Annotated in this window: 4 protein-coding genes and 1 tRNA gene; 1 reads left to right on the top strand and 4 read right to left on the bottom strand. The window is 37.0% G+C overall.

Annotated elements, in window-relative coordinates; all coding sequences use genetic code 11:
• Positions 1–19 precede the first annotated feature (19 nt).
• The 4 genes from ACJJVT_RS08805 to ACJJVT_RS08790 form a co-directional block, all read right to left on the bottom strand.
• Positions 20–697 carry a hypothetical protein gene (locus tag ACJJVT_RS08805; protein WP_405398004.1) on the bottom strand — a complete coding sequence of 226 codons (678 nt, stop codon included), beginning with the start codon at positions 695–697 and terminating at the stop codon, positions 20–22.
• On the bottom strand, positions 694–4,182 hold the full coding sequence (locus ACJJVT_RS08800) for a PQQ-dependent sugar dehydrogenase (RefSeq protein ID WP_405398002.1): 3,489 nt from the start codon (positions 4,180–4,182) through the stop codon (positions 694–696). The genes ACJJVT_RS08805 and ACJJVT_RS08800 overlap by 4 nt, the downstream gene beginning before the upstream one ends.
• Positions 4,183–4,306: 124 nt before the next feature.
• Complete coding sequence (locus ACJJVT_RS08795) at positions 4,307–5,845, bottom strand: FAD/NAD(P)-binding protein (protein ID WP_405398000.1); 1,539 nt, start codon at positions 5,843–5,845, stop codon at positions 4,307–4,309.
• 167 nt (positions 5,846–6,012) lie between these two features.
• A tRNA-OTHER gene (locus tag ACJJVT_RS08790) sits at positions 6,013–6,102 on the bottom strand.
• A gap of 215 nt (positions 6,103–6,317) precedes the next feature.
• On the opposite strand from ACJJVT_RS08790, the gene ACJJVT_RS08785 reads away from it, so the two are divergent.
• Positions 6,318–13,268 (top strand): PKD domain-containing protein, encoded by a 6,951-nt coding sequence (locus ACJJVT_RS08785; RefSeq protein WP_405397998.1) that lies wholly within the window; start codon positions 6,318–6,320, stop codon positions 13,266–13,268.
• Positions 13,269–13,841 lie beyond the last annotated feature (573 nt).

Below are 13,841 nucleotides of genomic sequence, written 5' to 3'. Positions count from 1 at the left end.
ATACAGTTTATAAAATACATTAACCTACAGAAAAGGTAAAGACCTCAGAGGTAGATTCATTACCGATGCTATCTTTGGTTATAATTTTCCAATAATAGGTTTTATCTGCTTCCACCGGTATATCATTAAATCTAGTTTCTGTGAGATCTGTTCCATAAAGTTGAGGGTCTTTTGCTTCACCAAAAAATAAATCATAAGAAATAATGTCGTCATCAGGATCTTCTGAATTCCAAATTAGGTTAACCGATGTGCTAGTTTGCGATATTGAAGCTCCTGAAACAGGGGAGATAGCTGTAGCAGGATAGGGTACTGCAGACTCTAAACCTGGTCCTTCATTATAGAAATTCCAGATTTCGCTAGTACTATTAATCTTTCCTGTTACGAACCATGAATAGGCTACGCCGCGATCTAGGGTAATGGCAACGTCAGTATCATCACTTTCTATTAATTCTGTCTGTGCACTTACAACATTCGTTAAATGTACGATATACGGACTATTATCATTTTCATCTGACCACTCAAAGACTAGCTCGCTTTGTGTATCGGAAACGATGATTCCTTCGGTACATTCAGAGTCATCTTCAGGGAAGATAAGGGTGATGTTTATTTGATCTTTGGCGTATTCCAAAACATCTGAATCTACACCGCACGATTGAAGTATTAATAATAGGAAAACTAAAAATCCGCTTTTTTTCACTGTTTTAAAAGTTTGAAGGATTTATTGAAGTCATCATTCTTCAATCTTAAAAAATAAATACCTGAGCTTAATAAGCTAGTATTAATTTCAATGGTTGATTGTTCAACTTTATAGTTGTCTGAATGTACTAAAACTCCTGCTTCTGTAAAAATAGCTATTTCAATCTTATCTATTGTAAGAGTTTTTAAATCTATTGATAGACTATTACCAACCGGATTCGGATAAATTATTGGAGTCGTTCCCAAGTATATCGTTTCTTCAAATTCCCCTTGACAAAGTTGATTTGTATGAACACTTATTGTATTAATTTCATCTAACAACGGTAAGTTGATTTTTTCTTTTCTAGTTTGAAAATTTTTACCGTTTATTTCAACGTTGTATTCATCGGCACCACTCATTTTTAAGTTGACGCTGTTGGTCAAAGCATCGAAGTCTAAAAGTACACTTAAGGGTAAAGGTTCGGTAATAATTATTTTAGAACAATTTTGATAATTGGTAGAGGTGCTAGAAGATATACATAAATTATATTCCCCTTTGGCCAAGTCGGCAATAGTTAATGTTTTAATAAAGTCAATAGTTCTATTTTCACCTTCGCCGGTAATAATAGCATTAAATTCTTCATCGCTTAAAGATTCAATGAATATAGATCCGTTATCTGAACCAATACAAGAACCACCCGTTGAAGTAATTTTAAACTGATTAGCAGGATATGACGTTACCGTACACCCATTTTCATCTACAATTTCACCATTAGGGGTATTTGGGCAAATATCAGTTATATTTAATACACCGTCGCCATCATCATCTCCATCATTATTTAATTGTGAACTAGAACAGCCATTGGTGTCTATAGTTGCGCCCGCTGCGGTATTCGGACATAAATCATTGGTGTTAATTACTCCATCGCCATCATCATCTCCATCATTACTTGCGCTAGCTATTGTCAATATAAAATCTGTAGTGCAGCCTTCTGACGTTGTAAAAGTATATGTACCAGATTGTGAAGTGTTTGCATTCTCTATCACATAATCATTGTTTACGACAGAACCTCCAGGTAAAGTGATGGTAAAAGAAATGTCATTAGGTAAAATGCTTAAGGTTATGGCATCTCCTTCAGTAATAGTTAAGTTATCGCTGCTACTATCCCAAGTACCATCAATCAAATATTCAGGTATTACACTTTCGTCAGTACAAAAAACCATTCCCCATTTGGCAATATTATTGGCATTGATATTTCCTGCGGTAGTAAAATTGCCACCCACCAAAAGTTCGGTCTCATTCTTGATAAACTGTAAAGCATTAACTCTAGTATTTACCCCGACATTTGTAGTTGTGCCTAAAGCTTGCCAGCCATTTTCCTTACTCCAGCGAGCAATATTATTCACTACTTTGTCAACTGTACCGTTATCACTTGCCGTATCAAATGTACCACCAACATATATATAAGTTCCACTGCTGGTAACTGCGTTTACATTTCCACTTACTCCAGTTCCTAAAGCTTCCCAAGTGTTATTGTTTTTATGGTACCGGGCTATTCTATTTACAGTTTTATCTCCGGCAATGGCGAAATTACCTCCTACATATAAATAGTCACCTGCAGTATCCATGGCTTGTACAAATCCACTAGTGCCAGAACCGAGAGAAGACCAATTAGAGCCGTTCCATAAGGCAATTCTTGTTGCTGCTATTCCGCCGGCAGTATCAAAATTTCCACCAATATAGACACTGTTATTACCATCTATATGTATAGATCGTACCTCATTGTTGGTACCTGAAATATTCGTCGTAGCATCGGTAAGTAAGCTCCAAGATTCATTCTCCCATGTAGCGATATTATTGGCATTCAAGCCACCGGCAGTTGTAAATACCCCACCTACAAATAAAGTCCCGTTTTCATTAAAAGCCATGGTTGAGATTGGTCCGTTTGTACCAGAACTCAAGGCTGACCAAGTAGTGCCGTTCCACTTCGCGATATTATTAGCTTCAATGCCGTTTACTATAGTAAAATCACCTGCAATGTAAAGAGTTCCGTCGGGAGATAAAGCTGTTGCTAGAACAGAACCTTCTATGCCACTACCAAGTGATACCCACACTTCTGTAATACTTAAAGTTGCTAGGTCTGATGCACTAATACCGCCGGCAGAATTAAAGGATCCAGCAATATAACTAGTGCCATTAGTAGATGATGTAATAGATTGAACAATACCATCTGTACCTGAGGATAGTGATTTCCATTCTCCTATTCCGTTTACAGGAGTTGTTACAGGACCTGTTATCGTTTCTGTTAATTTAAATAGTTTAGCATTCGCCCCATAATCAGAAAAATATAATTCACCAGCTTCATCTTCACCAAATGAGGAAATGAATTCTCCGTTGGTTTTAAAGAGTAGTTCGTTGGTTGTACTTCCGTTGGCTGCATTATATGTTAAAGCCCATACACGACCAGAAACATAGTCACCATAAATATATTTATTCTTTAAACTATTACTAGTTAACGATCCTCTGTAGGTATAGCCTCCTGTAATTGAAACATCGGATGCACTGTGGTCATAAAAGAATATGGGTTTACTATCGGGTGATGAAGAGAGTGCTGTTTCGCTTCCATAACTTGGTTCTGTATTTGCCTCAAACCTGTTCCAACCATAGTTACCACCTCTGGTAATTATATTTATTTCTTCGTATGAATTTTGACCTACATCTGATCCCCAAAGGTTACCAGTGGGGTCAAAAGAGAATTTCCAGGTATTTCTAATACCCCAGGCATACAGCTCATCTAATCCTGATTGACCCACTCTTGGATTATCCGAAGGTATTTCATAATTGCCATTTGGAAGTTCTGTGTTTGTTTCTACCGGATTATTATCATCAAGATCAATGTCGATTCTAAGTAAACTTCCAAAAACGGTATTTAAATTTTGTCCATTTCCTTGTGGATCTCCGCCGCCGCCGCCATCACCAATAGAGATGTACAGATAACCATCTGGACCAAAAGCAATTTTACCACCGTTATGGTTCGAATCTGATTGGTTTTTAGTGAATTGCGCAATAATTGTTCTTGAATCAGCGTCAATCAAGTTAGGGTTAGTGCTGTTAACAGTATAACGAGCAATATTAATTCTATAATTACTAGGTTGGTCTATATAATAAACAAAAATGTAACCATTAGTACTGTAGTTAGGGTGAAAAGCAAGACCTAAAAGTCCGATTTCTTGACCAGCACTATAAGAAACTGTTGAAGAAATATCTAAGAATGTACTTTGTTCTTGTGCAGTAACATTTTCTTTATTCGGAAATACTTTTATTATCCCAGGTTGCTCTACGACAAACATGCGATTAGTACCGTCTATACTAGGTTGTATTTCGGTAGGGAAATTGAATGAAAGATTTGGGAAGGCTTCTTGATAAGAAACCTGTGCGAATATTGGGTTATTAAAAAAAATAACAAATAAAAAGACCCAAAAATTTAATTTAGGATTGATGTTCATTTATAGATGGCGCGTGTTAACATTACGCGCCAAAGATAGATAATGTCAAGCCAGATTTTAGCTCAATTAAATCTTAAATTAATTGTAAATGAAATTATATTAATTTAAATGATTTGGATACTTGTTAAATGTTTTCGAAGATTTTATTGGCTAAAATGTCACTACTCCAAATAATTCTAGCACAATGTTCCAAATGCCAAAAGATTTTATCCTCAATTTGGTTGCCAGCTAAAAGTGGCCCAGCGATAAACAGGTTTTCTGAAGCTTGCATGTTTGCATCCACTTTGAACCCTATTTTAGATAAATTTGGCTCACATAGACCGGTATTAATAAGATTTTTAAAGAATGGGGATAAATCATTGGAATTTAAGTCTACGCTCCCAAGACAATTAATAACAATATTAAAAGTTTCAGAATCTTCGATAGTCTCTTTAGCCTTGCTGTTACTATAAGTCATGGTCAAACCATCTGAACTTTCGTAAAGACTTTGAAAACGACCTTTAATATGTTCAAATCTTTCACGATTTGACAGTTCTTCGACTACAGATAGATAGTGATTGCCAGCGCAACGCTGTCGTCTACCGATTTGATTACCATGAAAACATGCAAAATTTAATAACTCTTCATTGCTCAAACTTGGGAGTAAAATACCAAAACCTTTAGAAATAATACCAACGGTTGTAGCTGCACCTAAACCTTGTTTTTCAGCTTCATCAATATCTTTGTGAGCTGCTTCTGCAATAGTTTTGGCGGTCAAATTATTTTTTTCGGCAAGTAATTCTAAATGTTTTGCCTTAAATTGTTTTGCCTTAATTGAATCAAATGTTCCGTCAGGCATTACACCATGTGATGAGAGGGTTTTAAATGACGTATCATATTCATCAATATTTAACTTATCACAGATTTTGTAAATCATTTCTAAACCACTTGCATTTGCGCCTAAAACTGCAATTTTTGTTTTTAGTTTTTTTGATTTACGACGATTTATGAAACTTGAAATTTGTTCCATATTTTTCTCCATTCCTAAACCATATGGTTCTTTTATGTAGAGGCTATTATTATGATTCTTTATTTCGCCGTTAAATAATTTTTTATAGGGTAATGAACCTATAGAAAGCACTATTTTATTTGAAGAAATAAAAGTATTGTCTATAAAATTAATTTGAAAATTATCTGCTTTTTTGGTGATGTTACTTGTTTCTTTTTGAATGTAAGTTATTTTTAGTTTTTTTTCGCCTTCTAACTTATCTATTCGTCCCAATACCTCTTGGTTAATATACTTGCCGAAGAAAAATCTAGGAATATATAAATCATCCCATTCTCCTTTTTTAAATAGGGGGCTGTTTATTTCTGCCCACTTTGTAGCATACATTCCACCATTTTCGATAAATTCCTCTACAAGTTGATTAAGGTTGGCATCTAGCCAATTCTTAAAATGTGTTCTATGTGGTTCTGTAATGAAGTTCTTTAGATCCTGTATTAAAAGAACTGATTTTCCAGAACGATTACCATAAGGCATACCTTTAAAGAAATCATTACTCTTATCTATAATGAAAATTTCTATTTCATTGATGTGTTCTTCCTTTTCAATATTATCTAACAAAGGAATTAAGGTATAACTTGTCGCTATCCCAGCTCCAATAAATGCGATTTTTTCTGACATTTTTTAAAAAATATATTATTTAAAATTGACTAAATATTATTGAATTTCAAAGGCATGTATTTTAAATTTGTTCAATTCGACTATATCATCGATTATATGCTCAAATTTAGTAATTAACTTTGCTTTCTTGGTATAAAAAAAAGCCCGTAGTTAACGGGCTTTTATAGCGGAGGAAGAAGGGATTCGAACCCTCGGAGGCGTTAACCTCAATAATAAAATACATTATTATCTACAATAGACCACTCTGCCATTCCTCCAATTCTTTATAGAAAACGTGCACTATTTGATAATATTGTGGGTTAGTAAGTAATTTAACCAAATCGAATTTATTTTGTCGCAAGGTTAAGGTAAATTTGCACCCTGTAAATTAAACGTATATATATGAAGTTGAACGATATTAATCTGTTGCTAAGTTATTATAGGTTTTTTTTGTAAAGTAAAATTGAATTTGTTCAGTTATAAAATATTAAAGATGAAAAGAAATTACCCATTGAACTTAAATACAATAAAACAATCTGCTCTAGTTATTGGTATAACTGGTTTTGTTTTTATGGCTCTGAGTTTTGGTCCTATGTTTATGGGACCTGGTCTTAGTATAGTGGACGTAGAGTCATTTGATATTGAGGTTAATACTAATTTTCCGGTAAGTGGTGTAGGAGCACCTGCTTTTACGCCCGCTTTTCCAAATCTACAGTTCGATTCGCCAATCACGTTTAATCCTGTACCCAATGATAACAAAATCGTTGTTGGGCAATTGAACGGTGAAATTTATTGGATAGATGATAATAATAACGCCGCACAGGAAAATCTAATAGTCAATTGGTCTGATGAAATTGGCGACATTAACGAAGGAGCCGTTTGGGACGGTGGATTTTTGGGATTGGCAATACATCCGGATTTTGGAGTGGATACTAACAAAAATTTCTTTTTTGTGTACTACACCACCAATGCTGCCAACAATGCTTTGGGTAATTCACAAGGGTTTTCTTGTGGTAAAGAAGATTTTAGTGGTAACTATTTGTTGTTGGAGCGATTTAGAGTAGACCCAGCTACTATGTTGCTTGTTGCGGGTAGTCGTGAAATCATGATACGTCGGGAATTATATAATACTACCCACCGTGGTGGAGGCATGACTTTTGGACCGGACAATTATTTATATCTTACTACAGGTGATCAAGCAAGCTATTCTCCTGCACAGGACATTGCAAATAACTTGGACGGAGGTGTGTTGCGCTTGGATGTTGATATGATTGGAGGTACAATAAGTCATGCTCCTAAGAGATTTTTACAAGATCCAGGTGTTGGTAATACGAATACGGGTACTCCAGGCTTTCTTGCTAGTGAAGGTTTAGAAACTTCCGGCGAATTTTATTTTATCCCAAATGACAATCCTTTTAATGTTCCATTAACCGATGTTACCAGTCCTGTATTTGAAGAATACTATACTATTGGGCACAGAAGTCCGCATCGTTTAACTATGGACACCGCTACTGGAGATTTATATATTGGTGAAGTTGGGGAGTCTACGCATGAAGAAATCAATGTATTGCGTAATGTTCCTGAAACTGCAGGTAATAATTATGGTTGGCCTCTATGGGAGGGAAATGCTCCGCATACACGAAATTGTGGTCTTACCCAATTATACAACAATGCACCTCATGAAGGTCCTTTAACTGATTTTGTTCGTGATCAGGCAGGTTCGATCATAGGTGGTTATGTATACAATGGTAGTATTGCACAATATCAGGGGCGTTATATCGCCGCTGATTATTTGACGAATCAGCTTTTTGCTATTAACACCCAAGGGGGTAGTAAAGAAAGTTTGGGCGTAGGTCCTGGACAAGTTATTTCTTTTGGTCAGGACACCAGTGGGGAACTTTACATGCTTACTTTAGGTGCTGGTGGGGATAGCGGAATTTTTCGTTTAACAGAATCAAGCACATTACCTGCTCCTGCATTATTATCAGATACGGGTGTATTTAATACGGGTGCATTAAATGATTTCTCAGATATTCAAGAATTAAGCACGACCTCCGGTTTTGTACCTTACGAGATGATTGAATCCTTTTGGTCTGATGGTGCTTTGAAAAGAAGATGGATTGGAGTACCAAACGATGGTACGCACAACACACCGGCCGAACAAGTAGAATGGACCGAGAATGGTATTTGGAACTTCCCTGATGGCTCTGTAATTATAAAGCATTTTGATTTTCCTATTGATGAGGCTGCAACGCCTACCACACGCAAAATTGAGACACGTTTTTCAATTAAAGCAGATAATGGTGAATTTTACTTTTTGACTTACAAATGGAGGGCAGATGAATCAGATGCCGAATTGGTAGATATGAGAATTGGCGACACGGCTACAATCAACGTAACTCGTGGCGGTGCTCCAGATACTGTAGATTGGTTATACCCTTCCAATGCACAATGCATCCAATGCCACAGTTCTGCATTGGGTGGTACGTTAGGTTTGCGTACTCGAAATTTGAATAGTGATTATGATTATTCTACGCATGACCCCAACGGGGAAGTTGGTAACCAATTAGTTACTCTTAGTGAAATGGGTATTTTAAATGTTAACATTACGGATAACGATACGCCAGGATATTTGACCCATATTGCAATCGACGATTTAAATGGTTCTACCGACGAAAAGGCGCGTTCTTACTTAGACAATAATTGTGCTTACTGTCATCAACCTGCTACAGGTAATGGTTCAGAAATAGATTTGCGACTAATCAATACCTTAGCTCAGACAGCGATGCTTACGGCTATAGGTAATAATATTCCTGGAGAACCTACGATTAATCGCATTGTGGTTCCTGGAGACGCAGCCAATTCACAATTATACCACAGGGCCAACAGCTTAACGGCAGGTGTGAAAATGCCTCCTGTATCCAAGGGCATTATAGATGCCGAGGGCGTAGCTTTACTTCAACTTTGGATAAATGGGCTGCAAGAACCTGCTGATGTGCCTGCTTTAGGTACTTATCGCTTGGTGAATTTTGAGACCAAGGGTACCTTGGGAGTAGCCGACGGGGAGAATCAGCTTGGTGCGAATGCGGTAGAGCAAGGGTATCAAGGGTTGGATTATCAACATTGGGTGTTGGAGAATGCAAGTACTACTAATTTTTACAGGTTTACTCCAGTGTTTAGTGCACGTTATCTCGACGTTAATGGAAGACCTGCTGATGCAGACTTTCAAGAAAATGTTTGGATATGGAATAATGATCCTAATACTTTCGCACAGCAATGGGAGATAATTCCAGATGATATCGTTGATGGTATTCAGACCTATTTTATAATCAGCCGTGTAAATGGTGATTACCTCACATTAGAATCTAATGGAAACGTTGCCATTTTAACGTATGACCTTAACAATATAGACCGTTTTAGATGGCAATTTGAAACGCCGAGTGCAACGCCTTTGACATTTGGGTTAGAATTGAGCAAAACGGTAGTTGTTACTAACGAAGGTGGTTTAGCGGACACTTTTAATGTCTCGCTAAGTGCCGCACCGGTAACTGATGTAGAAATTGACCTTACGCAAATAGGTGAAGTTGATGAATTCGTTGTAGCACCTGCAACATTGATATTTACTGCAACCAATTGGGCAACACCTCAAGTGGTTACAGTTACAGGGCAAGACGATGCTGATGATGATTGCGTTCAATATTTTGGTATTGGTGTAGTTGTAAATTCTGCTCTTAGTGATGCAAATTACGCTGGTTTTTCTAAAAGTCTAGAAGGCTATAATGAAGACGATGAAGGTAGTTTGGCATGTCCACCTACGTCCGGTATTTATCGTTTAATAAATGTTGGCAACAATCAATCTATGGAGGTCGCTGCAGCAGGGTTGGCGTGGCGAGATAATATAGAGACGGGACTATACGAAGGCGCTTCACATGAGCAGTTTGAGCTTATTTTTAGAGGTGACGGTCTTTACGCTCTAGTGGCTCAGAATAGTGGTTTGGCAATAGATGTACAGGGAGGTGTAACTACGCCAAATACGAATGTTTGGCAGTATGATTATGCTGAAAACACCAATAATTTGGCGCAATTATGGCGTATTGTCGGTGATGGTACAGGTCAATTTTCTATTATAAGTGAGCGGGGAGGTCACTATTTAGGTGTCTCGACCGGAACTAATAATGTATATGTAAACATAAATGATGGTAGCGACCGCTATAAATGGCGTTTTGAGGATATCAGCCAGTTGAGCAATGCGGGTGTGAACATTACTCCAGAATTGGTCTATACAGATGAAGATGGTGATACAGATTCTTTTGATGTAGTCTTAAGTAGCGCTCCTACGGGGAATGTGAATATTGGAATCAATGTTTTAATGAATGCCGATGAAATTAATTTGGATATTACGCAACTTGTATTTACGACCACAAATTGGGATACACCTCAAACGGTTACTGTAACTGGATTGGATGATTTGGACGCCGATGGCGTGCAGGAATTTGAAATCGAGGCAGTTGTAGTTGCTCCATTCAACGATGCAACATACATCGCAGGTGTTGGAACTACCATATCAGGTTTTAACTATGACAACGATGGTGGCGATAATGGAGCACCAAGGCCTGGAATCTACCAACTGCGTAATTCAGGGAATGGGGAGAATTTAATGCCAATTGCTGGGGCGAACGTTTGGCAGACTAATATGGTAACAGGGGACTATCTTAACGAAGAGTATCAACATTTTGAGTTGATAGCTGCTATAAACGGTCTTTACAGATTGAAATTAGTGGTTCCTGATCCAACAAGGGGTGATTTATACTTGGATAAGCAGGGAGGTCCATCAAGCCTTAATACCAATATTTGGTCCTATCCATCCTTAAGTCCAGATCCTAATTTTGCCCAACTATGGGATATTGTGGAGGCTGGCGACGGTAGCTACTATATTATCAGTGCCATTGCAAATGCCAACTTTACCAATAACACGTATTTGAGGGCAGAGGATGCTTCGGGTACTGAAGGTAATGTAAGCATTGCGACAGATGACACCACCGATTTCTTTAAGTGGCAATTTTTGGGAACAGGTTTTGCTCCTGTTGCAAATGCAACTGCAGATGTCCTAGCAGGTAATGAAGACCTTACGGTACAATTTTCTAGTGCTGGTTCTACCGATGACAAAAATGATATAGTGTCTTATCTATGGGATTTTGGCAATGGTGATACTTCAAATGAAGCTAATCCAGTATACACATTTGAAGATGGTGGTTCATATAATGTTATTTTAACAATTGAAGATGGTGACGGTTATACAGATGTTGCCGATACTATTATCATTGATGTTAATGGAGCACCTGTTGCTGAGGCATCTTCTGATTTGAATGGTGGTGAAGCTACTATTGATATTTCATTTACTGGTGATTTGTCTACAGATGACGTAGGCGTAGTGTCTTATTTATGGACATTCGAGCCAGGGGAAACATCTGCACTTGAGAACCCAGTTTATACATTTACTACTGCAGGAGTTTACAATGTTACGTTAACAGTAACCGATGCTGGTGGTTTAGAAGACACAGCAACATTAGAAATAACGATAACCGCGCCTAATCAAGCTCCGGTTGCAGTTGCATCTTCAAATGTTACGGGTGGTATTGTTCCTCTTGAAGTTGAATTTACGGGAGATCAGTCTACTGATGATGTAGGGGTTGAAACATATTTATGGACGTTCGAGCCAGGTGAAACTTCCGCAGAGGCTAATCCAACTCATACCTTTAATGATATAGGTGTCTATACAGTAGAATTAACAGTTACCGATATAGAAGGACTAGAGAGCACAACAACAATTGATATTACCGTAACAGCGGACAATCAAGCTCCAGTTGCTGTTGCCTCTTCTAATGTAATGACAGGTGATGCACCTTTAGAAGTTCAATTTACTGGTGATCAGTCAACTGATGATGTAGGTGTAGTATCTTATTTGTGGACATTTGAATTGGGAGAAACATCAATAGAGGCTAACCCAACGTATACATTTACTACAGAAGGTACTTATATAGTTACTATGGTAGTAACTGATGCTGGTGATTTAGAAGATGCTACGACTGTTGAAATTATAGTAACAGCAGATCAAACTCCTGTTGCCGTTGCCTCAGCTAGCGTGACACAAGGTGATGCGCCTTTAGGGGTTCAGTTTACTGGTGATCAATCTGCAGGTGTTAATGATATTGTTTCATATGCTTGGGATTTTGGCAATGGTGATATATCGACAGAGGCAAACCCAACATATACTTATAATACTCCGGGTACTTTTGATGCAACATTAATAGTTACGGATAGTGAAGGGTTAATCGGAACATCTACTATTGAGATTACTGTTAATGGTGTAGTTGGAGATAATCCTACAGCTGTGGCTTCAGCTGATGTTACTAGTGGAAATGCGCCCTTAGATGTTCAGTTTACAGGAGATCAATCAACAGGTGTAAATGATATTGTTTCATACGCTTGGAATTTTGGTGATGGAGAAACATCAACAGAGGCGAACCCAACATATACTTATAATATTCCGGGTACGTACAATGCAACTTTAATAGTTACGGATAGTGAAGGGTTAACCGGAACATCTACTATTGAGATTACCGTTGGTGGTGTTGCAGTAGAATATCCTACAGCTGTTGCTTCAGCTGATGTTACTAGTGGAGAAGCTCCGTTAGTAGTGTCGTTTATTGGAAATCAATCTACAGGTGTTAATGATATTGTTTCATATGCATGGGACTTTGGTGATGGTGAAACATCAACAGATGCAAATCCAACGTATATTTATAATACGCCAGGTACATTCATTGCAACGTTAATTGTTACCGATAGCGAAGGGTTAACCGGTACATCTACTGTAGAAATCACTGTAACGGGTGGTGTTAATTTAGCGCCAATTGCTGTAATTTCTTCAAGTGTTGAAATAGGGGAGGCTTTAGTTGAAATTATTTTCACAGGTGATCAGTCTAGTGATGATGTAGGGGTTGTTTCTTACGCTTGGGATTTTGGAGATGGTGTTACTTCGACAGAAGCTAATCCAATTCATGTGTTTAATGAACCAGGTAATTATATAATAACACTCGTTATCTCTGATGAAGAGGGCTTAATCGGTGAAACGAGTTTGACTTTAGAAGTTTTACCAGAAAATGCTCCTTTAGAAAAACCTTCTTTTGAGTTTATTCTGACTCCTAACCCGTCAACAAACGCTGTTCAAGTTTTGATGAACGACAATTTTGACGCGAAAGATATTTTAGGTGTTACGATACATGATGTATCAGGTAGATTAATACGACAATTTACCGGAGAGGAGTTTGTGCAAAATAGTATGATAATACCTACCGATATCTACAGAAATGAGATATATGTAATAACAGTACTGTTTAATAACAACGAACCCGTTTCAAAACGTTTGATTATAAATAATTAACGTTATTACAAATAAGAATATAAAGTGGTTCTATGATTTACATAGAACCACTTTTTTTTATGCATAAATCTAATGGTGTACGAAGTGAATTATAAGATTTAGCTATTATTGATTATAGCCAGTTGGCGATACCTATAATTAACTTCTATAATATTTGTAATCATGAAAAAGCATAGCAAGAATGTTCTACAAAATGTTATTCGTAAAAAATTAAATAGACAATGGTTTTTACATTCTTCAGCTTTCACTACCTAATTCTCAAAGCAATTTTAAGTATCTACTAGCTTTAAAAAAAAGTGATTGTATAATTTTAAAAAGAGTCATGGGTAATAAATAAATTACTTGAATTGATTTATTATATTATTATAACCTAAAGGTTTAGAAATACTTCTCAATTTTTGTTGCCCTTTTACGATAGCTTTCATAGGTTCATATACTAATTCTTAATTCTATAACATATTTCATTGATCATAAGGTTGTTATGTGTTTATTCTGACTAAGTGCTTATTTTATCGAATAAATTAGACTTTAATCGAATAAAGGCAATAATGTTTAAGTTTTTTAAAACTGCAG

It is taken from the genome of Maribacter sp. Asnod2-G09 (genome assembly GCF_045063795.1).
Lineage (GTDB): Bacteria > Bacteroidota > Bacteroidia > Flavobacteriales > Flavobacteriaceae > Maribacter.
Note: the sequence above shows the minus strand (reverse complement) of the source record. Positions and strands in the feature narration are given on the sequence as shown.